We start from the raw sequence: 24,359 nt of genomic DNA on the forward strand, positions 1-24,359 counted from the left end.
GCGCAAGTCGGCAACCTCGCCGGCCAGGCTGTCAAACAGCTGTGACTGGCGTACTGGTTTCGACAGGCAAGCGGCAAATCCTGCCTCCAGTGCTTGCGAGCACAGGCTGCGCTGATCGCCATGGGCGCTCAACATGACCATGCGCAGCGTGTCAAATCGACGATCCGCTTTCAGCAAGCGACCCAGTGCCAGACCATCCATTCCGGGCATCAGGTAGTCAATCAGGGCGATGTCATAGGCAACGTTCAGATCCACCGCATCGCCCAGCAATTTGAGGGCTTCCTGCGCATTGGCCGCGCCGTCGTTGGGCAGATCCCACGAACTGAGGTAGCGATGGATGACTTTGCGGTCACTGACATGATCATCCACCACCAGGACCCGCCGGTTTTTCAGCGCCGGACTGTCCGGACCTGCCGCGATCCTCGCCTTGTGTGGGGTATTGCACGGAACCATCGGCAAAGTAAACCAGAAAGTTGATCCTTGGCCCAGCGTGCTTTCGATGCCAATATGGCCACCCATCAGTTCCACCAGACGCTTGCAAATGGCCAAACCCAGCCCGGTGCCGCCATACTTGCGTGTGGTTGAACTGTCCGCCTGGGTAAACGACTGGAACAGCTTGCCTTGAGTGTGCTCGGGAATGCCGATCCCGGTGTCGGCGACTTCAAATCGAATCATCGGATCCGAAGCAGCCTGGGTTTGAATCTGTGCGCTCACTTCGATGCCACCTGCATCGGTGAACTTGATACCGTTGCCGATGATGTTGAGCAACACCTGGCGCAAGCGCGTTGGATCACCCATCAGGCGCGATGGCAACAAGGGGTCGACAAAACAGGTCAGCGTCAGCGCCTTTTCGCGCGCCTTGGCACCCAGCAACTCTACGGCACCTTCGACCACATGAGAAGCTGAAAACTCTGTAATTTCAACTTCCAGTTTGCCCGCTTCAATCTTGGAGAAATCCAGAATATCGTTGATGATGACCAGCAGCGCTTGCGCGGAATCACGGACGATGGCCGTGAAATCACGCTGTTCCTGATCGAGCTGGGTGTCGAGCAACAGGTCAGTCATGCCGATGATGCCGTTCATCGGTGTGCGAATTTCATGGCTCATGGTCGAGAGAAATTCGGACTTGAGACGCGAGTTTTCCAGTGCCTGGTCGCGGGCGTCGCGCAATGTGAGTTCAGCCTGTTTGCGCAAATCAATATCCGTCAGCAGGCCGATGTAATGGCTTTGAGCCCCCCGGCCAGCGTGGACGGGCGACAGGTGAAGTTCACCCACAAAGTGCGAACCATCCTTGCGCTCATAGAGCATTTCCAGCGTCAGGCTGGTGCCTTGTGTCATCGCCTGGCGGATCTGCTGTGTCTTGAACGGGTCGGTCTGCCGGCCTTGCAGAAAGTTCACAGGCACCCCGACGGCCTCCTCCGATGAATAGCCGGTGAGGCGGCTGAAACCTGCATTGACATACTGGATCACCGCGGCAGCCTCGTGCAAGCCGGCATCCATGATGATGATTCCCTGATTGGTCTCTTCGATGGCTGACTCGATCAGCTTCAGGCGAATGCGTGTGCGTACCTCTTCTGAGATATCACGTTTGATGGCGATAAAGTGGGCAATTTCACCATCCTCGGTGATGGGCGTGACGGTCATCTGCTCGGGATAGACCTCGCCGTTCTTGCGCCGGTTGCTCAGTTCGCCTTCCCAGGGTTTTCCAGCAAGCAAGGCCTCCCACATGGATTTGTAGAAAAGTGCATCCTGTACGCCCGAGTTCAGCATACTGGCCGGTTTGCCAATCACCTCTGCGGCGGCAAATCCGGTGGTGTGGCAGAACGCCGGGTTCACATACTCAATCAAGCCCTCACGGTTGGTGATCAGGATCATGTTGGCCGCGGCATTCAGGGCGGCCTGTTGCAGGCGGATGCGGGCTTCGCTTTCAAGTCTCTCGGAAATATCGTGGAACGACAGCAGAGAGCCCACCACCTGACCATTGAGCAGCAACGGCTTGGAACGGAATGAGACGGGCACAAAGCGCTGGTTCTGGTGCACAAAATGGTCTTCGCCGTCCAGGGTAACTCCCTGCGCCAACACCGCAACCAAAGGGCAATCCGAATCTGGGAAATGGCTGCCATCGGGGTGGGAGTGGTGCAAGGTCTTATGCGAATGCCGCCCCACCAGTTCGGCGGCAGGCCAGCCCAGAATCCGCTCCGCTGCGGCGTTGACATAGCTAATCACACCTTTGAGGTCGGTGGCGTAAACGCCATCACTCAAGGTGTCCAAAATGGTGCTGTTCTGTTCACGCTGGCTCTCCGCGTCATCCCGGGCGCGCCGGGTTTCGCGCAACGCAGCCGTCAACTGGCGCATGAACATCAACGCTGTGATGCCACCCAGTACCACGACCAGCAGGATCAACCCGGTTTCAACCCGTTTGAGGCGACTGGTTTGCTGCTTTAACTCTGTCTCCAGCGCACGCAGGCGCTGGTCACCTTCAAGAAACAGACGATTGGCGTTTTCATTGATGCGTTCAAACTGGGGCGGAATCTGCTTGAGCTGGATGACCACATCTTCCTCAGCCCTCAGGAACGCAACGGCATCTTCCTTCTCCAGAGTCTCCCAGCGCTTGGTCAGCAAACTCTTGAGCATTTCGCCACGCTCCCGGATCTTGCCAAGTTGTGGATCAATCTCGATCAACTCCATCACCACCGTCTGATTGTCAGATTCGGGCCGGTAAGTGGCCTCACGCGTCACTTCGTCTTTGCCATCGATGTTGAGCTGCAGGTGGCGCCGAGTGGTGCCACCGTCCTTCAGCACGTTGAGGTCGTGACGCAGCTTGGTCAGATGTTCGTCAATCTCTGTATTGATGCGGGTAAAGCCGGCCGCGTTCTGTGTGACGGCCAGACGATAGATGTCTTTTTCGATCTCGTACAGGCCACGCACGATCTCCTCACCCACAAACAGGCGGGCACGGTCATTTTCACCACGTTGCTTGATGCCTTCTTCGAGCGTATCGAAATAGGCCCGGAGTCCAAAAACCAGCAACAGACACAGCAGGGAAATGCCAACCAACCACCGAAGGGAGGTGTCAACAGAGACCTCCGAAACCCTGTTGTGCGAGCCAGGCTGGCTGAGTCTGTCCATGATCCTTGGTGCCACTCACCCCAGTTCCATCTAACCCTTCACCGCAGTCTTGTTGTCCAAAAAGCCGTGTTTGCGAAAAATGGCCTGCCCCTCATCACCCGAGGCCAGTTTCATGAAACCACGCGCCAGCTCCACATTCTTGGCGCTTTTCAACTGGATCAGCAACAGGGCTTGCGGCTTGGCCACCTTGGGGTCGATGTCGATCACATCGAGCTTGGCGGTGTTCTCCGGGAAAAAACCCGTGGCACGCCAGGTGAGCGCCAGGTCAGCCTCACCTTTGCGCATGGCATTCATCAGGCTGCGTGAGTCGGGTGACAAAAACGCCGCCGCCTTGACCACTTTGGGGTAAATGCCCAAACCATCGAGCATCGACTTTGACTCCTGCCCGACACTTCCCGATTCGGCATTCCCCAAAATCACGGTCAAGTCCTTGCGCAAAAGCTCACGTGGATCAGCCTTGACCTGCCGTGGATTGCCCTTTTGCACCACCATGGCCATCTGGTTGTAGCCCACGTTGACGTATTCACCCAGCAGACCCTCACTTTGGTGCTTGGCGCGGTACGACGGCTCTCCTGGCAGGTACCAGTCACCCTGGCCACTTTTCTTGGCTGACTGGTACAGGTCTTCTGAGCCACCTTGCGAGATCAATATCTTGACGCCCTCGCGCTTTTCAAACACCTGGGCAATCTCGGTCATGGGTTTGACCATGGTGATACCGCAATACAGCAGCATCTCGGTGGTATTTTTTTGTGCGTGGGTCACACCCGGACATGCGAGCAGCGCCGCCAGCGCAGCACCTAACAATTGTTTGAACATCGATACACCTGAGAAATTGGAACAGTGCCCAATGTTAGACCAAACCAAACCAGCCCAACAAACCGCCCGCACCCAACAGCCAAAGTAAATGCAGCCGGGTACGCCACACCAGCACGGTACTGACCAGACTGAGCATCCACAGCGGCCAATGTGCCAGAGTCTGCGCATGGTTGACTGCCAGTATCCAGCCGGTTGCTACCAGCAAGGCCACCACCACCGGTGCCATGCCCTGCTTGAAAGCGCGTATCCCGCGTCGTTCGCGGTTGTGATGTGCCCAGCGCGACGCCACCAAGGTCAGGATGGTGCTGGGCAACAGCATGCCGGCCATGGCCAAAACCATGCCCAGGCTGGCATTGACCCAGGCGCTGCCGCTGCCCCCAATGGGTCCGCTACCCGCTGCATTGAGACCGACGTTCCAGCCCAGCAATGCGACAAACAGAACATTGGGGCCAGGCGCTGCTTGCGCCAAGGCGATGGCGGCGTTGAACTGATGCTCCAACAGCCAATGGTGCTGATTGACCAAAGTGTTGTGGATGTCGGGCACGGTGGCGATGGCGCCGCCAATGGCGAGCAGCGACAGTGACGCAAAATGCATCAGCAACATCCACCAGTCGGCGGGGCTCAGCTGGATGCTCATGGCAACTTTGACTCCGGTGCCGACCTGCCAAGCCAACGGTAAGCCCAAACTGTGCTTGCCCCACCGATGCCCATCAGCACCCAGACCAGGCGCACCTTAAACCCCACAATCGCAATAAAAGTCATAGCTATGACGACATATTGAATATGCGCTGGAAGCACATTTCTCTTCAAGGCGGGGAGCAGCTTAAGCCCGGTCGCTGCGATCAGTCCCGCCGCCACCGCGCTCATGCCACGCAGCGCAGCTTGCGCCTGCGGGTGATCGGACAGGCCGGCAAACAGAACGGCAATGAGCAACACGATCAGCACCGGAAACACCAGCATGCCAGCCAAAGCGACCAGGGCGCCTCGCGATCCAAAGTAGCGGTCACCAATCATCATCGAGAGATTGACGACGTTAGGGCCGGGCAAAATCTGTGCCACCGCCCAGTCTTCCATGAACTGGTCGCGTGACAGCCAGCGCTTTTTCTCCACCAGCTCACGCTGCACCACCGCCAGCACGCCGCCAAAGCCTTGCAACGCCAGTGCGGTGAAAGCCCAGAACAACTGATTCAGGGTGGTAGGTCGCGCCAGATCACTTGATTCGGCACCCCCCGGCTTGGCCTGGCGGGGGACGTCTGGATTCGGGGGCGACTTGACATCTGGCATTGGACGATTATCCGGCAGGTCCGGGGTTCGTCTCACTGTCCATCGTCTGCAACAGCCACTCAATGACCTGCGGATGCAGGCACATCTGCAGGTGGCCCATGGCAAAAAACTCGGTCACCTGAGTGTCGGCCAACACCTGTTGAGTTTGCGGGAAAACGATGTTGTCTTGCTTCGTCAAAGCCAGATGCATCAACCGACGTGTCTGAGCTCCCTCACTGGCGGCAAGTGCCTGCAGCCAGGGACTCTGCCAGACCATTTGTGCGCCATTGCGGGTTACCGAGCCCTTGGCAAGACGGGTGCCCTGGTGTGGGGTGCCAAGCGTGATGATTCGCGCGACCCTCGACTCAGCGGCTGACCCATAGGCGCATCGCCAGGCGCGGATCGCCAGTCCACCCATACTGTGCCCCAGCAAAACCAGTTGGTCGGCATGGCTTGCCTGCAGAAGCTGATTAACACCGCGCTCGATCACCGGTGCGTAGTCGTCAATCGAACCAAAGAGGGGCTCCAGGTCGATCGCGAGTACCGGATGTCCGGCTGCGCTCAGCGCGGCGACGACGTCGTCCCAGACGCGGTGGTTGCACAAATACCCATGAACCAACAAAACCGGCAGCCGGGGACGGTCTGGTTCAACCGGTGCAGTTACCGGCGGCAACAGCACGCCGCGCTGTTGCTTCGGCCAGGGTTGGCGCAGCATGAAAATCAGCATCGCGGCACGACACTCGCCACGCCATGCGCGCCACCAATGTGCCAACGATCCTGCCCGAAAAGATCGCAGCATGGTGATCGATATCACCGCACACTGCAGCAGCACGGGCAAGGCAACGGCGCTGGCCGGCACCAGCAGCAGGCCTAGTGGCTGGCCCTGACCCCATCCAAGCGCCAGATACAACCCGAGCAGGGCTCCGCTCAGAAGTTGCAACAGGTAGCTGACTCGCAACAGGCGCGCGAGCATGTCAGTTCTGCTTCAGCGCGTTGGCAATGGTGGCATCTTTGTCCGCCCACAGCTGATTGACCCAGGGTTGGCAGACCTCCCGCCACGCCTGTTCGCCGCTTTGTCCAGGCTGGATGCTTGCGCGCGGTACCGGCAACACCCGCGCCTGCACCACCACGTGAGACACCTGTCCCTGCAGGAAACGCCAAAAATCCGGTGTGCCTTGTGGGTAAATGATGGTGATGTCAAGCACCGCACCAAATTTTTCACCCATGGCATCGAGCGCCAGGCTGACGCCGCCCGCCTTGGGTTTGAGCAAATGGCGATAAGGTGACTGTTGCCGTTGCTGTTTGGCCGGGGTGCAGCGCGTGCCCTCCAGAAAATTCATGACACTGGTGGGCACCAAGGCGTACTTTTCGCAGGCAGCGCGGGTGGTGGCCGCATCTTTACCGCGTTCCTGCGGATGCTGGCGCAAGTAGGCTTCGCTGCGTCGGCGCATGAATGGGAACTCCAGCGCCCACCACGCCAGCCCCATGATGGGCACCCAGATCAGTTCTTTCTTTAAAAAGAACTTGAGCAGCGGGATGCGACGATTCAGGACATGCTGCAGTACCAGAATGTCCACCCACGATTGGTGATTGCATACCACCAGATACCACTGATGGCGTCGCAGGGTGTTGATGCCAGAGACCTCCCAGTCAAGTTTTTGTGTCAACCCCATCCATCCGGAGTTGCCAGCAATCCAGGCCTCGGCAATACGTAACAGCAGTGGATCGATCAACAACCTTACCGGCTTGAAAGGCAGCAACAGTTTGACCATGGAAAACATCAGCAAAATTGGCACCCAAAAGCATATGTTGAGCAGCATCAGGATGCTGGCCAGAACGCCGAGCAGTGGGGCAGGCAGAAAATGCAGCATGGTGGCTTGATGTTTTTTAGCGCTTGGATGCGTTGTCAGGGCTTCATTTTCGGGGATGATGGGGCAAATTGTTAGGCAGTTCCCTCGGTGGCATGATTTATGTTGTACGTTTTTTCGGTTGTTGTTGTGATCAGTCTTCTGCTGGGTGCCTACAGTCTCGATGAGTTGATGCAGATGCTGGTGGGATTGTCGGCAACCAGCGCGGTGGCGTTGGCGTTGCTGGGTGTGGCGCTTGGTGTGTTGCTTTGGCAAGTCAGGAGAAAGAAGTGAATCTCAATGTGGCATTGATTGGCTATGGTGCCGCGGCCAGAATTTTTCACGCACCGCTTGTCGGCGGCGTGTCAGGTCTGTCGCTGGCCGTGGTGTGCTCCAGCCGCGAATCCGCCGTGCGTGCCGATTGGCCCCAGGTCCAAGTCCTGGCCACACCACAACAAGCGTTTGACCACCCCGACATTGATCTGGTGGTCATTGCGACACCCAATGCCAGCCATTACCCGCTGGCCTTGGCTGCCTTGCAGGCGGGCAAACATGTGGTGGTCGACAAGCCCTGCACGGTGACCCTGGCGCAAACCGAACATCTGCTGCAAGTCGCGCAGCAAGAGGGCCGGGTGTTGACGGTGTTTCAGAATCGGCGACTGGACAGTGATTTCCTGTCGCTGCAGCAGGTGCTGAACAGCGGGCTGTTGGGTCGGGTGGTCGAGGTGAATGCGCATTTTGACCGCTATCGACCGGCGGTGCCTGACCGCTGGCGTGAGCAGGACGTGCCAGGTGCCGGCTTGTGGGTCGATCTGGGCCCACACCTGGTGGATCAGGCCTTGCAGCTGTGGGGTATGCCGGATACGCTGAGCCTGGACTTGGCAGTGTTGCGCGACGGTGCGCTGGTCAACGACTGGTTCCATGCCGTGCTGTGTTATCGCCGTTCAGAGGGCGATTTGCGCGTGATCCTGCACGCCAGCACGCTGGTGGCTGATCTGGGTCCGCGCTGGGCGGTCCATGGCAGTCATGGCAGTTTTACCAAGTACGGCCTGGACACTCAGGAGGAGGCGCTCAAAGCGGGCCAGCGCCCCCAATGGGATGACATGCAAGACTGGGGCGCAGACCCGGCACCCGGTGAGGTCTTGCAGATGGCAATGTTCAACGGGGTCAGCGCGCCGGTGGCGGTGCGTCGCGCGGCACCCAATCGACCCGGCAACTATCTGAACTACTACGCCAATCTGCGCGACCACTTGCGGGGCCACGCCGAGCTGATGGTGAATCCCGAGCAGGTTTGGCAGGTGATGCGGATATTGACGCTGGGCGAGCAAAGCGCCAAAACGGGTCGTTGTTTGCCGATTGTGCAACCGGATGACAGGTCTACAGGAATCGCCTCGACCTGCCGATAAAGTGAGACCAGGGTTTGCATTTCAACCCGGTCAAAGCCATGAACATCGCCAGTACCCCCGCCGTACAAGCTGCCAGCGCTGCCAGTCAGGCGCCAAGCGCTGATGCGCTGAATATTCTCGTGCTCAAGAAAGCCCTGGATATTCAGGCAGTTTCGGCCTTGTCTTTGCTGCAAGCACTGCCGCAACCAGCCTTGGCTAGTCAAGGCACGCTTGGCACCCAGCTCAACACATTTGCCTGAGTCGCGCTCGCCAAAGCTGAAAGGCAAGTGCACCCAGCGCCAGGCCGACACAATCGGCCAGCCAGTCCAACCAGTCGCCCTGCCGCCAGCCACTCAGGGCTTGCGCCAACTCGATGCCGACGCCCAGCAAGACGAGTCCAGTCACAACATGCCGCATCCGTGCCGGATAGGCCAGCAGGGCGCTGATCGCCAGAGCAGCAAAGGCGATGGCGTGTTCAGCTTTGTCCCAGAAACTCCAAGCCTGTGGCAGGTGTTGCACCGGCACCAGCGACAAAAACAAGGTTGTCAGCAGCAAAGCCCAGAAGCAGATCTGCCAGATGGATGGTGCGAAGGCGAGGGGGTGTTTGGGCATCGGACGACATGCGGCAGTTTCGGCAGGCGCATGTTAACCATCCGTACCCACAAGCGATGCAATGACAGGGGCTAAACCTTACACTCGGCGGTTTTTGATCCTCCTGAGTGTTGCATGAACGCACCTGCTGACGTGTCTTTTTTTCCGCGTGCGGCCAGGCCTCTGGACGGTTACCGCAAATTTTGGGCGGCACGCTTTGGCCGGGCACCATTTTTGCCAATGAGTCGCGCTGAGATGGACAGCTTAGGATGGGACAGTTGTGACATCATCATTGTCACGGGTGATGCCTATGTCGATCATCCGAGTTTTGGAATGGCGGTGATTGGGAGAACGCTGGAAGCCCAGGGATTTCGGGTTGGCATCATTGCCCAGCCGGACTGGCAAAGCGCCGAGCCCTTCAAGGTGCTTGGCAAGCCAAATTTGTTCTGGGGTGTGACGGCCGGCAACATGGACAGCATGATCAACCGCTACACCGCCGACCGCAAGATCCGGACAGATGACGCCTACACCCCAGGGAACGTAGCAGGCAAACGCCCGGATCGCGCCGCCATTGTTTACAGCCAGCGTTGCCGCGAGGCCTACAAAGACGTGCCGATCCTTCTGGGTGGCATTGAAGGAAGTCTGCGGCGCATTGCACACTATGACTATTGGAGCGACAAGGTCCGCCGCTCGATCGTGGTCGACGCCAAGTGTGATTTATTGCTCTACGGTAACGCCGAGCGTGCCCTGGTCGAGATTGCTCATCGGCTGAGCCGGCGTGAGCCGGTTGAAGCCATTACCGATGTGCGTGGTACGGCCTTTGTGCGGCGCAGCGACGACCCCTCGGGTCGGGATTGGGTTGAGATCAACTCGACCAGCGTTGACCAGCCTGGGCGCATCGAGTCCCACCTCAACCCGTATCAGACGACCGCTGAGCAGGCCGCAGAACAGGGCAAGGTTTGCACCCAGGAACAGCGTTCAGGCCGATCTGAAAACTCAGTTTCAATAGCTGCCTATACAGATGGAGTAAGCGCTACAGGTCAATTTGACACATCCAAGTGCGAGCCGCAGCCGCAGGTGGCAGCACAAACCATCCGGTTTTTCCCCAACCCGGTACTGCCTGCCGGCTCGGGCAGGGTGCAGGTGCCACCGCGCGAACGTTCGGTGATTCGCCTGCCCAGTTATGAGCAGGTCAAGTCCGACCCGGTGTTGTACGCCCATGCCAGCCGTGTGTTGCACCTGGAAACCAACCCCGGCAACGCACGTGCGCTGGTGCAGGCGCATGGCGAAGGCGTCACTGCGCGTGATGTCTGGATCAATCCGCCCCCCATTCCATTGACCACGGCGGAGATGGATCTGGTGTTCGATCTGCCCTACGCACGCGCACCGCACCCCGCCTACGCCGATGAAAACGGCAGTCATGCAGGCTCCAGCAAGATTCCGGCGTGGGAGATGATCCGGTTTTCTGTCAACATCATGCGCGGCTGTTTTGGCGGCTGCACCTTTTGTTCCATCACCGAGCACGAGGGCCGCATCATCCAGAGTCGCTCCGAAGACTCGATCATCAAGGAGATCGAAGACATTCGCGACAAGGTCACCGGCTTCACCGGCACCGTGTCCGATCTCGGCGGTCCCACCGCCAATATGTACCGGCTCGGCTGCAAAAGCCCGGAGATCGAGGCAGCCTGCCGCAAGCCGAGTTGTGTTTTCCCGGGGATCTGCCAGAACCTGGGCACCGACCACCAGCCGTTGATCAATATCTACCGCCGGGGCAGGGCGCTCAAGGGCATCAAGAAGATATTGATTGGCTCGGGTGTGCGCTACGACCTGGCGGTGCAAAGCCCGGAGTACGTGAAGGAACTGGTGCAACACCATGTGGGCGGTTATCTCAAAATTGCGCCGGAGCACACCGAGTCAGGTCCGTTGTCGAAGATGATGAAGCCCGGTATTGGCAGCTACGACAAGTTCAAGTCGCTGTTTGACCGGTTCACGCAGGAGGCTGGCAAAAAGCAGTTTTTGATCCCTTACTTCATCGCAGCGCACCCCGGCACCAGCGATGAAGACATGATGAACCTGGCCATCTGGTTGAAAAAGAACGGTTTTCGTGCAGATCAGGTGCAAACCTTTTATCCCAGTCCGATGGCCACGGCGACAGCCATGTACCACAGCGGGCGCAACCCCTTGCGAGGCGTGCGGCGCGAAATTCAAGACCTGCAGGACACTGTCGATGTGGTCCGAGGCGACAAGCGCCGACGTCTGCACAAGGCTTTTTTGCGCTACCACGACGCCAACAACTGGCCCTTGCTGCGCGAAGCACTCAAGGCGATGGGACGCGCCGACCTGATTGGCAATGGCAAACACCATCTGGTGCCCAGTTGGCAGCCGCTAGACAATGCCGGCTACCAGAGTGCCCGCAAGAAAAACTCGACACCGGCGGGGCAGGCCGCGAACCGAACGTCGGCCAAAGCAGTGGCTTCAGGCCCGGAAAGACCGATGAAAGGGCGTTTGCTGACCCAACACACCGGATTGCCACCGAGGGACACGGGTGGGCCGAAATCGCGTGCGCCGGTGTCGCGCAAAGGCGTTTGATGTCGCAGGCCCGGCTTTACGCGTGACCGTTCAAGCCTGAGGCAATTGCACACTGGCACATAAGCCGCCACCTGCTGCATTGCTGAGTTCCAGGCTGCCGCCCAGTCGCGTCACCGTCTGTTCAACGATGGCCAGCCCCAGACCGGTGCTGTTGCAGGCGGTGCGACCGGTTTCTCCGCGAAAAAAAGGTGTCGTGAGCTGCTTGATCTGCTCGGTCGCGACACCCGGACCATGGTCGCGGATGCGAAGGTAGACCTGTTTGTTATGGGCGCGGGCCGAAACGTCCACGCGCGCACAGCCACTGTCGGCAGATTTGCCATAGCGCACGGCGTTTTCCAGCAGATTGCTGATCACACGTGTCAACTCCACCGGGTCGGCCAACACCATCAATTGGGCTTGTAGCGCAAGTCGAACCTGAATGTCCTGACGCTGGCGCAGTTGCGACACCGTCTGTTCGACGGTCTCATTGAGCGACACCGGAAACAACGCTGGATTGCCGGGCCTGGCGTAATCCAGAAACTTGCCAATGATGGCGTCGATCTGCGCAATGTCGCTGACCATGTGTTCGCGTGCCTGCTCATCGTCCACGCTCAACTCGGTTTCCAGGCGCAGACGCGCCAGCGGCGTGCGCAGATCGTGCGAAATACCTGCCAGCATCACGGCGCGGTCTTCTTCCACTTTGGCGAGCTTCTGGGTCATGCGATTGAACCCGACATTGACCGCCCGGATTTCACTGGTCACCACCGTTTCATCGAGTCGACTGGCTTCAAAGTCGCCCGCCCGAACCCGGCCGGTGGCAATGCTCAGATCTTTCAGTGGCCGGTTGATCAGCCCGGCCATACCCGCGGCACCGGCCAGCGACAAAGCCATGGCGGTCAGCAACCAGATCAGCCAGGTGCGCCCTGTGGCCTGATCAAACCGTGCCCGGTCCGTTTGCAGCCAATAGCGGTCTTTGTCGATGCCAAAGCCGATCCACAGTCCATCGGTTTGGTTGACACTGCGCGCCACCACCGTGTCTGCTCCCAGCAGTCGCTTCAGTTCTTCGGTGATGCGTCGGCTCAGCGCATCGTCGGGCAGGGCGGCAAAGGCATCCTGCGGTTCCCTCAGGCGGATGGTGACACCCTCCTGGTCTTTCATGGTTTTGAACAAGGACACCCGCGCAATGGCGTCACTGTGCACCAGGGCGGCGCGACTGAGGTTGACCACCGAAGCAATCTGCTGGGCGGTCTGTATGGCCCGTGGTTCGAACTCCATCTTGCGCAAAGTCTGCGTCCAGGCCAGTACACATGCCAACAGCAGCAGCGCCAGCAGAAAAAAGGTCCGCCAGAAAAGGCTCAGGCCTGCCATCAAAACGTCAACCCTGATCGTCCGGAATGAACACGTAGCCAACCCCCCACACGGTCTGGATGTAACGGGGTGCCGCGGCGTCCAGCTCGATCAACTTGCGCAGGCGCGACACCTGTACATCCAGACTCCGGTCGAACGGCTCAAAACCACGGCCACGTGCCAGTTGCGCCAGTTTTTCCCGAGACAATGGGACCCGCGGATGACGAACCAATGCTTTGAGCATGGCAAACTCGCCGCTGGTCAAAGTCAGATCCTGGGAATCTTTGCGCAGGATGCGGGCACCCATATCAAAACTGAAAGGCCCAAACGTCGCGACTTCCTTGTCGTTGGCGGGCGATCCGGGTAACTCGGCAACCGGTCGACGACGCAGCACGGCGTTGATACGCGCCAGCAGCTCCCTCGGGTTGAAGGGCTTGCCAAGGTAGTCATCGGCGCCAACTTCGAGCCCGATGATGCGGTCCACATCTTCGCCCTTGGCGGTCAGCATGATCACCGGCGTGAGGTCTTTCGCGCTGCGCAGCTTGCGGCACACGGTCAGACCATCGTCACCGGGCATCATCAGGTCCAGCACGATCAGGTCCACCGTTTCGCGCTGCATCACCCGAAGCATGGACTTGCCATCTTCGGCCAGCAACACCTCAAAGTCGTGCTGGGTCAGGTAACGTCGCAACAGGTCCCGAATCCGGGCATCGTCGTCAACCACCAGAATTTTGTCGCTACGGGCAGAAATTGCAGCCATACTCGCTTCATCGGAATTTGTAACAAATCGCATTTTGCGTGGCAATGCGGGGGTCAGCGGGCGTATTTTGTGGACTGTTGACACCCTGTTACAAATTTTCTGCGGTACATTGTTTCATCCTGTAGAAAGTGAGCAGCAGACTTGGTTGACCTTTCACCGTTCTCAACGCCCAAGCGCGGCAACAACTCAGCCGCCGAGCCACAAACCGTCGGTCGGTTCCAGTTGCGTCGTTTGCTGGGGCAGGGCGCCCAGGCCAAGGTGTGGCTGGCCTTCGATCCGCGGCTTGAGCGTGAGGTCGCCATCAAACTGATGTTGCCGGGTCAGCAGTCCACTGACAGCGAGGTGAACCGATGGCTGCAAGAAGCCCGCAGTGTCAGCCGCCTCACACACCCCAACATCGTGCCGGTGTTTGAGGCCGATGTGCACCAACAGACGCCCTACCTGGTGTTTGAGTATGTGGCCGGGCCGACACTGGCGCAACAACTGGTGGCAGATGGTCCGATGCAGGCTGCGGGTGCAGTGGCTCTGATGCAGGACATTCTGAGTGCCCTGGTGGTGGCCCATGCCAACGGCGTGGTGCACCGTGACCTGAAGCCGTCCAATGTGCTGATGGACAGCAGCGGACGTGCCCGTGTGATGGACTTTGGCATCGCCGCGCGAGTCAGTGCCGCTGCCGCCAACCAGGATTTTGACGTGGCAGGCAGCCCCGCTTACATGGCCCCGGAGGCACTGCGGGGCGAACCAGTCACGCCGTTGATGGATGTCTACGCCGCCGGTCTGGTGCTGGGCGAGCTGCTGCGGGGCAAACCGTTGCGCGTTGGCAAGGACCTCAACACCGCCTTGCGCCTGGCGGCCCAGCAGCCCTTGCAAATACCTGATGATTTGCAGGCGCGCATTGACGATTCCGTGCGGACCATCCTGTTGCGGGCAACCGCCTTTGAGCCGCAGCAGCGTTTTCCCAGTGCCCAGGTGTTCCTCGATGCCCTTGTCGAATGGACCGAGCAGAACCAGGCGGTGGCTGGTGGCGATGGCAGTGCAACGGGTCGCAACAGTACCCTGGAGTTCTTGCTGCGGCGGATGCGCAACAAAAGCGACTTTCCGGCGCTGTCGGAGTCAGTGGTGCGCATCCAGAGCATGGCGACCTCAGAAAAGGAGAGTATCAGCAGCGTCACCAACGAGATTCTCAAAGACGTGGCGCTGACCAACAAGTTGCTGCGCCTGGTCAACAGCGCGCATTACGCGCGGGGCAGCAGCATTGGCACGGTGTCGCGGGCGGTCAGTCTGGTCGGTTTCAACGGCATCCGCAACATGGCACTCAGCCTGGTGCTGCTGGAGCACATGCAGGACAAGACAAACGCCCAACTGCTCAAGGAGGAGTTCCTGCGCGCCCTGATGGCGGGTTCGATTGCCGCTGAATTGGGGGGTACTTCGGCGGAAGGTGAGGAGGCGTTCATTGGTGCCTTGTTCCAGAACCTGGGTCGCATGTTGTCCCAGTTCTATTTCCCTGAGGAGGCGGCCAGCATTCGCGCCCTGTGTGCCTCCAACAAGGACCCGTTGAGCGAAGAGGCAGCCTCAACCCGTGTGCTGGGCATGAGTTTTGAAGCCTTGGGTCTGGGGGTGTCCAAGGCCTGGGGGCTACCCGAGAGCATTCAGCGCTGCATTGTCAAGCCGGCCGGAGACCCACCCAACCATAACCCCAAAGACGCGGCGGGCCGCATGCGCTGGAGCGCGCAAGCGGCCAACGAGATGGCCGATGCCATGTTGCAACCGGACCCGGTGGTGGTCGAGCAGCGTCTGGATCTGCTCGCCAAGCGTTACCACAGGTCCCTGGGTTTGTCGGTTGGCCAGATTCAGGCTGCCTCGAGCTCGGCGCGGAAAAAACTGCTGGAATTGGCCGAAGCCATGGAGTTGCGGGTGCGAGCCGATTCACCGGCCTCGCGTTTGCTCCACCCCGGCGGTGCTTTGACCTCAACCAAAATGGAGTATTCCAAAGAAGACCACGATAGCCTGGCATCAAGCGAACTACAGGCGACCCAAGTGATCGACCTGCGCGAGGCACGTCTGGCGCCGACCATGGTCAAGGCCGAACACGTCACCCAGACGCTGGCGGCCGGCATCCAGGACATTACCAACGCCATGGTCGATGATTTCAAACTTGCCGATGTGTTGCGCATGATTCTTGAGGCGATGTACCGGGCGCTGGATTTCCATCGGGTGATCTTTTGCATGCGCGACCCCAAGACCGACACGCTCACCGGCCGATTTGGTCTGGGGCCTGGGGTGGAAGGGGTGGTCAAATCTTTTTGTGTGCCGATGGGCAGTGTCGGCGCACCGGATCTGTTTGCCACCATATGCAACAAGGGGGCTGACACCCTGATCAGCGATGCCAGTGATTCCCGGATCAACCAGCGGCTGCCCTCCTGGTACAAAAAACTGTACAACGCGCCAACCTTTCTGATCCTGCCTTTGCAGCTCAAAGGCCGCGCTTTTGGCATGATCTACGCCGACAAGGCCGAGCTAGGTGGTTTGCAGGTGGACGAAAAAGAGCTGGCCATGCTGCGGACGTTGCGCAATCAGGCGGTGATGGCATTTCGTCAGGCGGGTTGAAGAACAATCACCGTCTAGCCCAATGCTCATGGCCCTTCATTGCTATGAATGATTCGACGATGGTGGCGCTTGCGCTACTGCGCCGTCCAGCCACCGTCCATGTTCCAGGCGACACCCCGCACGTTGGCCGCCGCGGCCGAGCAAAAAAACACCGCCAGGGCTCCCAACTCTTGTGGCGTTGTGAACTGCAGCGACGGCTCCTTCTCGCCCAGCAGACGGCGCGTCGCCTCTTCATTCGAAACCCCAAGCGCGGCGGCTTTGGCATCGACCTGTTTCTGTACCAGCGGTGTCAGCACCCAGCCCGGGCAAATGGCGTTACAGGTGACACCGGTGGTGGCGTTTTCCAGCGCGGTGACCTTGGTCAGGCCGACCACCCCGTGTTTGGCTGCCACATAAGCGGCTTTTTCCACCGACGCGACCAGCCCGTGCACCGATGCCACATTGATGATGCGCCCCCAGCCGGCTGCCTGCATGGCCGGCAAGGCCAGGCGCGTGGCGTGAAAGGCACTACTCAAATTGATGGCCAGTATGGCATCCCAGCGCTCCGGCGGAAACGCCTCCACACGCGCCACATGCTGGATGCCGGCGTTGTTCACCAGAATGTCGACCCGCCCAAACTGTGCGCTGGCATAGGCCATCATGTCCGCAATGTCGGCCGGTCGACTCATGTCGGCGGCGTGGTAGGCCACCGGCACGCCCAAGGCACCGACTTCCGCCTTGGGCGCCTCGACATCGCCAAAACCATTCAACACAATATTGGCGCCTTGTTCGGCCAGGGCTTTGGCAATGCCCAAACCGATGCCGCTGGTGGATCCGGTGATGAGTGCAGTTTTGCCTTTGAGCATATGAAAACTCCAAAAATGATTGGGGTCGAAGCAGCCTCTGCCGCTGGACCACGCCTGACTTTGAATTAGGATGCTGTACCGTCGAGGCCGGTTTGGCCTCAGTCTGCCCAGCCCTGCCATTATCCTGTTCCCCCATCACCATGTCTGATCCCAGCCTGCATTTTGTTCAATGTCCCGATGCCAACGGGGGCCACCGCATGGCCTATTGGCAATGGGGCAACCCGACAGCAACGCGGGTGTTGGTGTGTGTGCATGGTTTGACGCGGCAGGGACGCGACTTTGATGTGCTGGCGCAAAGTGCGATCGATCAGGCCGGTGATTCCTTGCGGGTGGTCTGCCCGGACATCGTGGGCCGCGGCCAAAGTGACTGGCTGAAGGACCCGCAGGGCTATCAGGTGGGCACCTATGCTGCCGATATGCTGCAGTTGCTGGCGCAGCTGCAAGCCACTACGCTGGACTGGCTGGGCACCAGCATGGGTGGCCTGATTGGCATGGCGGTGGCAGGTCAGCCAGAGTTACCCGTATGGGCGCGTATTCGTCGCCTGGTACTCAACGACGTTGGCCCCACGATCGAGTGGCAGGCGCTGCAGCGTATTGGTCAGTACCTGGGACAAACGGGCCGGTTTGACCATGTGCAACAAGCGGCCAATGCCCTGTGGCTGGTTTCCAGCAGTTTTGGCCCTCACACGCCGGCGCAGTGGCTGGCATTGACGCAGCATCAACTCAAACCACTTGGTGATGGCAGTTCGCAGCTGACGCTGCACTACGATCCGGCGCTGGCGCTGCCTTTTGCCGCCATGACGCCCGAGTCATCAGCACAAGCTGAAGCAGCCTTGTGGCAGTTGTACGAACAGATCCGTGCGCGCACCCTGGTAGTGCGTGGTGCCGAGTCAGATTTGCTGTCAGAGGCGACTGCACACGCCATGACGCAACGCGGCCCGCGGGCCGAACTGCTGACCTTTGCCGGAGTTGGCCACGCCCCCACCTTTGTGGCACCCGATCAGGTTGCTGCGGTGCTGGCGTTCTTGCTGAACTGAGAACCGATGAAAAGTACCCAGACTGCGCCTGCTGCCAGCACCGGGTCGACACCGGCGCTGCCGTCCGTGGCCAGCGGGCAGCCCGCTGTGCTGGCGGCAACGCAGCAACTCCCGGCTGAACCGAGCCAGGCGGTGGCGCGCGCGCGTGCTTTTGCCGAGCCCCTGCTTGCGGGTGAGCGGCTGGATTCCGGTGAAAACATGCTGGCGCACGCCGACGCCATGGTGCTGGTGCTGCAACGCATGGGTGGCTCCGAGGTGATGCAGGCCGCCAGTTATCTGGTCTATGCGTGCGAACATCTCAACAAACCGCAGGAGGTGATCAGCAAGGCGTTTGGCGATCATTTCGCCGCCCTGGCACTCGAAACGGCGAAACTGGTGCGGGTGCAGCGCCATGCGCGATTGGCGCGCCTGACCGCGCAAGGAAACGGCGCAGCGCTCGGTGCCACGCCCGAGTCGGCTGCCATGCAGACCGAGAATGTGCGAAAGATGCTGCTGGCGTTTTCACGCGACCTGCGGGTGGTGTTACTGCGCCTGGCGTCGCGCCTGCAAACCTTGCGTTACTTTGCGGCCGCCAAGTTGCCGGTGCCCGATGGCATTGCGTCGGAAGCCCTGCAGGTGTTTGCGCCGCTGGCCAACCGGCTGGGCATTTGGGAAATCAAATGGGAAATGGAAGACCTAGCGTTTCGATTTCTCGAACCCGACACCTACAAACAGGTGGCGCGCTGGCTGGATGAAAAGCGCGTGCAGCGTGAGGCGGGGGTAGAGCGACTGCGCGCCGAGTTGGAGCGGGACCTGGTGGCCCACGGTTTGTCTGCCAAAGTGTCAGGGCGACCCAAACACATCTACAGCATTGTAAAAAAAATGCGCGGCAAGTCACTCGACTTCAGTCAGGTGTACGACGTACGCGCCTTGCGGGTGCTGGTCGCCAGCGTACCCGAATGCTATGACGCGCTCAGCTGGGTGCACAGTCGCTTTAACGCCATCGCCGAGGAGTTTGACGACTACATCGCCAAACCCAAAGTCAATGGCTACCAGTCGCTGCACACCGTGGTGCGTGACGCCAATGGTCAAGCCACCGAGATCCAGATTCGCACCCAGGCCATGCACGACCATGCCGAGAACGGCGTGGCAGCACACTGGGCCTACAAAGAGGCCGGAGCCAAGGGTTACGCCGGTGTCTCTGCCAGCGGTAGTTACGACGCCAAGATTGCCGTGCTGCGCCAGTTATTGGCCTGGGAGCGTGACCTGTCGAACTCGCCGTCCGCGCAGCAGGTGCAGCTCGATGACCGCATCTACGTGCTCACCCCCGACGCCGCCATCGTCGAGCTGCCCCAAGGCGCCACCGCCGTCGACTTTGCCTACACCGTGCACACCAGCCTGGGCCACCGTTGCCGCGGTGCCCGGGTGGACGGCGCCATGGTGCCGCTTCACACTGCGCTGAAAAATGGGCAGACGGTCGAAATCAGTGTGGCCAAAGAGGGCGGGCCGTCGCGCGACTGGCTCAACCCGGAGCTGGGTTATCTGGTCAGCCACCGTGCCAGGACCAAGGTCCGCGCCTGGTTCAACGCACTGGCATTGACCGAAACCGTCGCCAAGGGGCGCGAGGCGGTCGAAAAACTGTTGCAACGCGAAGGCAAAACGGCGCTCAAGCTGGACGATCTGGCGGTGCAGCTGGGTTTTGCCGATGCCGAGGCGCTTTTTGAAGATGTTGGCAAAGACGAGTTTTCACTGCGCAGCATCGAACAGCTCTTGCGTCCGCCCGAGGTGCCTCAGTTTGACGCCAATGCGCCCTTGCTGCGCAAGTCGCGTGCGGGGGACAATCCGGCCAATGGCGGCCTGCTGGTGGTGGGAGTGGACTCTTTGCTGACGCAGATGGCCAAGTGCTGCAAGCCGGCGCCGCCCGATGCCATCTGTGGTTTTGTCACCCGCGGCAAAGGCGTCAGCGTTCACCGCACTGACTGCACCAATCTGCGCGAAATGGTGGCCAGGAATGGTGAGCGACTGATCGAGGTCGAATGGGGTGTGGGCCATGCGGCGCGCAGCTCGGTGTATCCGGTGGACGTGTCGGTGCAGGCGCAGGATCGCCAGGGTTTGCTGCGCGACATCTCGGAGGTGTTCACCAAAGAAAAAATGAACGTCACGGGTGTGCAGACCCAGTCCATCAAGGGCGTGGCCTGGATGACCTTTACGGTGGAAGTCACCGACTCGGGGCGGCTGCACAAGGTGCTTGGCCTGGTGGCTGAACTGCCAGGTGTGCGCTGGGCACGAAGAAAGTAATCAAATCGTGCTCCAGCGCATGTCAGACGGGTATTGAGTGCCATTATTTTTATAGTTATTTGACGGGTAACCCATGGTGCATACGTTTTTATGGCACGACTACGAGACCTTCGGCGCCAATACCCGCAGCGCCCGGCCAGCCCAGTTTGCCGCGATTCGCACCGATGCCGAGCTGAACCAGCTGGGCGAACCGGTCATGTTGTACTGTCAACCCGCCAACGACGTTTTGCCCGACCCGGAGGCCTGCCTGATCACCGGCATCACGCCCCAGGAGTGCCTGGCAAAGGGTATACCCGAGCACCAGTTCGCTGCACAGATCGAGCAGCTGCTGGCCTGGCCGGGCACGGTGGGGGTGGGTTACAACACCATCCGGTTTGACGACGAGATCACGCGTTTCATGTTCTGGCGCAACCTGATCGATCCCTATGCACGGGAATGGCAGAACGATTGTGGTCGCTGGGATTTGCTGGACGTGGTGCGCACCGCCTATGCCTTGCGACCTGAGGGAATCCAATGGCCCTGTAGCGCCGAGGGCAAACCCAGCTTCAAGCTGACGGACCTGAGCACTGCCAACGGCCTGGAGCACAACGCTGCACACGATGCGCTGAGCGACGTGCGCGCAACCATCGCGCTGGCGCGGCTGATCAGGACGGCGCAGCCCAAGCTGTTTGACTTCTGCTTTGAACTGCACAAAAAGGAACGCGTGCTGGCGGAACTTGGTTTGCCCGCCTCGCAACACCAGGCGCGGCCGTTCTGGCACGTCTCCGGTATGTTCAAGCCTGAGCAGGGTTGCCTGGCGCTGATGTGGCCGCTGGCCATGCATCCGGGCAACAAGAACGAGTTGCTGGCCTGGGACCTGGCGCAAGACCCGCGTGAGCTGGCGTCTCTGAACGCCGCCCAGATTCGCCAGCGCCTGTTCAGCCGCAGCGCCGATCTGCCAGAGGGCGTGCAGCGTCTGCCGGTCAAGTCGGTACATATCAACAAATCTCCCATGGTCATGGGTCACCTCAAGGTCCTCAACGCCGCCATGGCGCAGCGCTGGGGCATTGATTTGGCGGCACAAATGCAGCACGCCGTGACGGCGCGTGACCTGCCTGACATGAGCGCCATCTGGGTCGAGGTGTTCCAGCGTGAAGCAAGCGGGCCGGTCGATGTGGACGAAGACCTGTACGGGGGATTTGTGGGAAATGCCGACCGTCGCCGACTGAACGATTTTCGTCACACGGCACCCGTTGCCATGGCTTCGCTGCGCCCGGCATTTGACGACGCGCGCCTGCCTGAACTGGTGTGGCGCTACCGGGCGCGCAACTTTCCAGACAGTTTGCGTGCCGATGAAAGAGCGCGCTGGGAAAGCCACCGCGCAGCGCGACTGATCGACGGCACGGCCGGCGCGCTGACCATTACCGCCTTGTTCGATGCGCTCGACAAACTGGCAGAGTCCACCGACGAACGCGGCGAAGCGATTCTGGGTGCGCTATATGACTACGCCGACATGATTGCGCCGCAAATCGATTGAGCGGTGGCCAGCCACAGGGTTGATTCAGCGGGCCGAGACACCCGCCAGCGATGAAGCAAAAATCACTGGGTGCCAAAAATCCGGTCCCCGGCATCCCCCAGGCCGGGCAGGATGTAGCCATGGTCATTGAGTTGCCTGTCAATGGCGGCGGTAAAGATCGCTACCTCCGGGTGTGCAGCGCGCAGGGCAGCCACCCCTTCCGGGCATGACACCAGGCAGACAAACTTGATGGATTTGGGTGCGAGTTCCTTAATGCGATTGATGGCGGCAATGGCCGAGTGACCGGTGGCCAGCATCGGGTCCACCACAATCACATCCCGCTCGGGCATTTCCTTGGGCATCTTGAAGTAATACTCGACCGCCTGCAAGGTGGCGGGGTCACGGTACAACCCGATGTGACCAACCCGTGCACCGGGTACCACGCTCAAAAAACCATCCAGAATGCCCGTGCCGGCACGCAGGATGGACACCAGCGCGAGCTTCTTGCCGTCAATCACTTTGGCGGTCATTCTCTCGAGCGGGGTTTCGATCTCGATGTCCTGCGTGGGCATGTCGCGGGTCACTTCGTAGGCCATCAGCATCGCCAACTCATTGAGAAGCGTGCGAAAGCTGTTGGTACTGGCGTCCTTGCGGCGCATCAGCGTGAGCTTGTGCTGCACCAGCGGGTGGTCGACGACGTGAACGTGGGGGTCTGTAGTGGACATGGGGGTTTTCCTTTAACTTGTTTTCTTAGCGTTTGCCACCAAATATACCGCCGAGCACGCCGCGGATCACCTGACGCCCCACTTCGCGACCGATGGAACTCGCCGCACTCTTGAATAATTGCTCGCCCGCCGAGGTGCGCCGTCCACCGCCGCCACCCAGCAGGCTGCCCAGGCCGCTGCTGAGGCTGTCAAAAAAGCCACCGCCCTGAGGCGCCGATCCGCTGCCGTTGCCCGTTGCCGAGGCGCCCCCAGGCGCGGCGCTGCTGATTTTGTCTGACTTCTCGGCCCGGGCGGTTGCATGACCCTTGAGTTTTTCGAAGGCTGACTCGCGGTCGAGCGCCTTCTCGTACACCCCGGCGACGATGGATTCGGCCAGCAGCGCCTGGCGCTGCGTCGGGGTGATCGGCCCGATCTGGCTGGCCGGGGGCAGCACATAGACGCGCTCGGTCTCGGTCGGGCGACCCTTTTCATCCAGAAAACTCACCAGCGCCTCGCCCACGCCCAGCTCGGTGATGGCCGCTGCCACGTCGAGCCCGGCCTTGGGTCGCATGGTGTCGGCGGCGGACTTGACCGCCTTTTGGTCACGCGGCGTAAAGGCGCGCAGCGCGTGCTGCACCCGGTTGCCCAACTGCGCCAGCACGCTGTCGGGGATGTCCAGCGGGTTTTGCGTGACGAAGTACACCCCCACGCCCTTGGAGCGCACCAGACGTACCACCAGCTCAATGCGTTCGATCAGCACCTTGGGCGCGTCGGCAAACAGCAGGTGCGCCTCGTCAAAAAAGAACACCAATTTGGGCTTATCGAGGTCGCCCACCTCGGGCAGTGTCTCAAACAACTCGCTCAGCAGCCACAGCAAAAACGTGCTGTAAAGACGCGGCGAATTCATCAACTGGTCGGCGGCCAGCACGTTGATCAGGCCGCGCCCGCTACCATCGGTCTGCATGAAGTCGGCGATATTGAGCATTGGCTCGCCGAAAAACTGGTCGCCTCCCTGTTGCTCGATCTGCATCAGTCCACGCTGGATGGCGCCAATGCTGGCGGCACTGACGTTGCCGTATTCGGTGGTGAAGTCAGACGCGTTGTCGCCCACATACTGGCACATTGCGCGCAGGTCTTTCATGTCCAGCAGCAGCAGGCCGTCGTCGTCGGCAATCTTGAACACCAGTTGCAGCACCCCGGCCTGGGTTTCGTTGAGGTTGAGCATGCGCGCCAGCAACAGCGGCCCCAGGTCACTCACGGTGGCGCGCACCGGGTGGCCTTGCTTGCCAAAAACGTCCCACAGCGTGGTTGGAAACGCTGCGTAATCAGGAGCTTCTAGCGCACGTTCAGAAAGGACTTTGGCCAGTTTTGGCGTAGAGCTTCCGGCCTGCGAGATACCCGTGAGGTCGCCCTTGACGTCGGCCATGAAGACGGGAACACCAAGCTTGGAGAACCCTTCGGCCATCGTTTGCAGGGTGATGGTCTTGCCGGTGCCGGTGGCGCCGGTGATCAGGCCGTGGCGGTTGGCTTTGTCGGGCAGCAGAAAACACTGGGTCTTGCCGTGTTGCGCAATCAGGATGGGTTCGGGCATGGCGGGCTCAAAAAGTACAATGGAGCCAATAGCGTAACGAACTTTTGAAGGATTTCGACGTGGCAGGACACAGTAAATGGGCCAATATTCAGCACCG

General features: G+C 60.1%; 20 protein-coding genes. 8 read left to right on the top strand and 12 right to left on the bottom strand.

What is annotated here, in order from left to right; genetic code table 11:
* The 6 genes from KBF66_RS13405 to KBF66_RS13430 all read right to left on the bottom strand — a co-directional run.
* The coding region (locus KBF66_RS13405; protein WP_296657698.1) for a PAS domain S-box protein at positions 1-3,057 on the bottom strand (3,057 nt) is incomplete at its 3' end.
* 102 nt (positions 3,058-3,159) lie between these two features.
* Entirely contained in the window at positions 3,160-3,945 is a 786-nt protein-coding gene (locus tag KBF66_RS13410; RefSeq protein WP_296657701.1) for a substrate-binding domain-containing protein, read from the bottom strand.
* 34 nt (positions 3,946-3,979) lie between these two features.
* Positions 3,980-4,582, bottom strand: coding sequence for a chromate transporter (locus KBF66_RS13415; RefSeq protein ID WP_296657705.1), 603 nt, complete (start codon positions 4,580-4,582; stop codon positions 3,980-3,982).
* Positions 4,579-5,229: a chromate transporter gene (locus KBF66_RS13420; protein WP_296657708.1), complete on the bottom strand. Its 651-nt coding sequence runs from the start codon at positions 5,227-5,229 to the stop codon at positions 4,579-4,581. The genes KBF66_RS13415 and KBF66_RS13420 overlap by 4 nt, the downstream gene beginning before the upstream one ends.
* Positions 5,230-5,236: 7 nt before the next feature.
* A complete protein-coding gene (locus KBF66_RS13425) occupies positions 5,237-6,181 on the bottom strand; it encodes an alpha/beta fold hydrolase (RefSeq protein WP_296657711.1) in 945 nt (314 codons plus the stop codon).
* Between the two features lies 1 nt (position 6,182).
* Complete coding sequence (locus KBF66_RS13430; protein WP_296657714.1) at positions 6,183-7,079, bottom strand: acyltransferase; 897 nt, start codon at positions 7,077-7,079, stop codon at positions 6,183-6,185.
* Positions 7,080-7,205: 126 nt separating this feature from the next.
* Between KBF66_RS13430 and KBF66_RS13435 the strand changes: the two genes are divergently transcribed.
* From KBF66_RS13435 to KBF66_RS13445, 3 genes are read left to right on the top strand one after another with little or no spacing between them, the layout of a single operon-like run.
* Positions 7,206-7,349, top strand: a complete 144-nt coding sequence (locus KBF66_RS13435) for a hypothetical protein (RefSeq protein WP_296657719.1) — start codon at positions 7,206-7,208, stop codon at positions 7,347-7,349.
* Positions 7,346-8,461 carry an oxidoreductase gene (locus KBF66_RS13440; RefSeq protein WP_296657722.1) on the top strand — a complete coding sequence of 372 codons (1,116 nt, stop codon included), beginning with the start codon at positions 7,346-7,348 and terminating at the stop codon, positions 8,459-8,461. The genes KBF66_RS13435 and KBF66_RS13440 overlap by 4 nt, the downstream gene beginning before the upstream one ends.
* A gap of 38 nt (positions 8,462-8,499) precedes the next feature.
* Positions 8,500-8,700 carry a putative motility protein gene (locus KBF66_RS13445; protein WP_296657726.1) on the top strand — a complete coding sequence of 67 codons (201 nt, stop codon included), beginning with the start codon at positions 8,500-8,502 and terminating at the stop codon, positions 8,698-8,700.
* Here KBF66_RS13445 and KBF66_RS13450 read toward each other — a convergent pair.
* Positions 8,684-9,052, bottom strand: a complete 369-nt coding sequence (locus tag KBF66_RS13450; protein WP_296657729.1) for a VanZ family protein — start codon at positions 9,050-9,052, stop codon at positions 8,684-8,686. The two genes, KBF66_RS13445 and KBF66_RS13450, sit on opposite strands and share 17 nt — an antisense overlap.
* Before the next feature lie 114 nt (positions 9,053-9,166).
* Between KBF66_RS13450 and KBF66_RS13455 the strand changes: the two genes are divergently transcribed.
* Positions 9,167-11,620, top strand: a complete 2,454-nt coding sequence (locus tag KBF66_RS13455) for a YgiQ family radical SAM protein (protein ID WP_296657733.1) — start codon at positions 9,167-9,169, stop codon at positions 11,618-11,620.
* 30 nt (positions 11,621-11,650) lie between these two features.
* Here KBF66_RS13455 and KBF66_RS13460 read toward each other — a convergent pair whose 3' ends face one another.
* On the bottom strand, positions 11,651-12,967 hold the full coding sequence (locus KBF66_RS13460) for an ATP-binding protein (RefSeq protein WP_296657737.1): 1,317 nt from the start codon (positions 12,965-12,967) through the stop codon (positions 11,651-11,653).
* A 7-nt stretch (positions 12,968-12,974) separates the two neighbouring features.
* Positions 12,975-13,706, bottom strand: coding sequence for a two-component system response regulator OmpR (gene ompR, locus KBF66_RS13465; protein WP_296657742.1), 732 nt, complete (start codon positions 13,704-13,706; stop codon positions 12,975-12,977).
* 141 nt (positions 13,707-13,847) lie between these two features.
* Between ompR and KBF66_RS13470 the strand changes: the two genes are divergently transcribed.
* Positions 13,848-16,313: a serine/threonine protein kinase gene (locus KBF66_RS13470; protein ID WP_296657747.1), complete on the top strand. Its 2,466-nt coding sequence runs from the start codon at positions 13,848-13,850 to the stop codon at positions 16,311-16,313.
* A 74-nt stretch (positions 16,314-16,387) separates the two neighbouring features.
* Here KBF66_RS13470 and KBF66_RS13475 read toward each other — a convergent pair whose 3' ends face one another.
* Positions 16,388-17,158, bottom strand: a complete 771-nt coding sequence (locus KBF66_RS13475) for a 3-hydroxybutyrate dehydrogenase (RefSeq protein WP_296657752.1) — start codon at positions 17,156-17,158, stop codon at positions 16,388-16,390.
* 140 nt (positions 17,159-17,298) lie between these two features.
* Between KBF66_RS13475 and KBF66_RS13480 the strand changes: the two genes are divergently transcribed.
* The 3 genes from KBF66_RS13480 (at position 17,299) to sbcB (ending at position 21,988) form a co-directional block, all read left to right on the top strand.
* Complete coding sequence (locus KBF66_RS13480) at positions 17,299-18,195, top strand: alpha/beta hydrolase (protein ID WP_296657757.1); 897 nt, start codon at positions 17,299-17,301, stop codon at positions 18,193-18,195.
* A gap of 6 nt (positions 18,196-18,201) precedes the next feature.
* On the top strand, positions 18,202-20,472 hold the full coding sequence (locus KBF66_RS13485) for a bifunctional (p)ppGpp synthetase/guanosine-3',5'-bis(diphosphate) 3'-pyrophosphohydrolase (RefSeq protein WP_296657760.1): 2,271 nt from the start codon (positions 18,202-18,204) through the stop codon (positions 20,470-20,472).
* A gap of 73 nt (positions 20,473-20,545) precedes the next feature.
* The gene (gene sbcB / locus KBF66_RS13490; RefSeq protein WP_296657763.1) at positions 20,546-21,988 is read left to right on the top strand and encodes an exodeoxyribonuclease I; all 1,443 of its coding nucleotides are present in this window, start codon (positions 20,546-20,548) and stop codon (positions 21,986-21,988) included.
* A 62-nt stretch (positions 21,989-22,050) separates the two neighbouring features.
* Here the strand turns inward: sbcB and upp are convergent, their stop codons facing one another.
* Together upp and KBF66_RS13500 are read right to left on the bottom strand one after the other, a co-directional pair.
* Positions 22,051-22,692 (bottom strand): uracil phosphoribosyltransferase, encoded by a 642-nt coding sequence (gene upp / locus KBF66_RS13495; protein ID WP_296657765.1) that lies wholly within the window; start codon positions 22,690-22,692, stop codon positions 22,051-22,053.
* 25 nt (positions 22,693-22,717) lie between these two features.
* Complete coding sequence (locus KBF66_RS13500) at positions 22,718-24,262, bottom strand: helicase HerA-like domain-containing protein (protein ID WP_296657769.1); 1,545 nt, start codon at positions 24,260-24,262, stop codon at positions 22,718-22,720.
* Between the last annotated feature and the right edge of the window lie 97 nt (positions 24,263-24,359).

Origin of the sequence: Rhodoferax sp. (assembly GCF_018063565.1) — a bacterium.
Classification (GTDB): domain Bacteria; phylum Pseudomonadota; class Gammaproteobacteria; order Burkholderiales; family Burkholderiaceae_C; genus Rhodoferax.

Excerpts from the sequence above, each read along its gene's own strand:
- sbcB (WP_296657763.1), top strand. The coding sequence starts at position 20,546 with ATGGTGCATACGTTTTTATGGCACGACTACGAGACCTTCGGCGCCAAT.
- KBF66_RS13430 (WP_296657714.1), bottom strand. The coding sequence starts at position 7,079 with ATGCTGCATTTTCTGCCTGCCCCACTGCTCGGCGTTCTGGCCAGCATC.
- KBF66_RS13445 (WP_296657726.1), top strand. The coding sequence starts at position 8,500 with ATGAACATCGCCAGTACCCCCGCCGTACAAGCTGCCAGCGCTGCCAGT.
- KBF66_RS13480 (WP_296657757.1), top strand. The coding sequence starts at position 17,299 with ATGTCTGATCCCAGCCTGCATTTTGTTCAATGTCCCGATGCCAACGGG.
- upp (WP_296657765.1), bottom strand. The coding sequence starts at position 22,692 with ATGTCCACTACAGACCCCCACGTTCACGTCGTCGACCACCCGCTGGTG.
- KBF66_RS13455 (WP_296657733.1), top strand. The coding sequence starts at position 9,167 with ATGAACGCACCTGCTGACGTGTCTTTTTTTCCGCGTGCGGCCAGGCCT.
- KBF66_RS13425 (WP_296657711.1), bottom strand. The coding sequence starts at position 6,181 with ATGCTCGCGCGCCTGTTGCGAGTCAGCTACCTGTTGCAACTTCTGAGC.
- KBF66_RS13410 (WP_296657701.1), bottom strand. The coding sequence starts at position 3,945 with ATGTTCAAACAATTGTTAGGTGCTGCGCTGGCGGCGCTGCTCGCATGT.
- ompR (WP_296657742.1), bottom strand. The coding sequence starts at position 13,706 with ATGGCTGCAATTTCTGCCCGTAGCGACAAAATTCTGGTGGTTGACGAC.
- KBF66_RS13485 (WP_296657760.1), top strand. The coding sequence starts at position 18,202 with ATGAAAAGTACCCAGACTGCGCCTGCTGCCAGCACCGGGTCGACACCG.
- KBF66_RS13420 (WP_296657708.1), bottom strand. The coding sequence starts at position 5,229 with ATGCCAGATGTCAAGTCGCCCCCGAATCCAGACGTCCCCCGCCAGGCC.
- KBF66_RS13415 (WP_296657705.1), bottom strand. The coding sequence starts at position 4,582 with ATGAGCATCCAGCTGAGCCCCGCCGACTGGTGGATGTTGCTGATGCAT.
- KBF66_RS13450 (WP_296657729.1), bottom strand. The coding sequence starts at position 9,052 with ATGCCCAAACACCCCCTCGCCTTCGCACCATCCATCTGGCAGATCTGC.
- KBF66_RS13475 (WP_296657752.1), bottom strand. The coding sequence starts at position 17,158 with ATGCTCAAAGGCAAAACTGCACTCATCACCGGATCCACCAGCGGCATC.
- KBF66_RS13460 (WP_296657737.1), bottom strand. The coding sequence starts at position 12,967 with ATGGCAGGCCTGAGCCTTTTCTGGCGGACCTTTTTTCTGCTGGCGCTG.
- KBF66_RS13500 (WP_296657769.1), bottom strand. The coding sequence starts at position 24,262 with ATGCCCGAACCCATCCTGATTGCGCAACACGGCAAGACCCAGTGTTTT.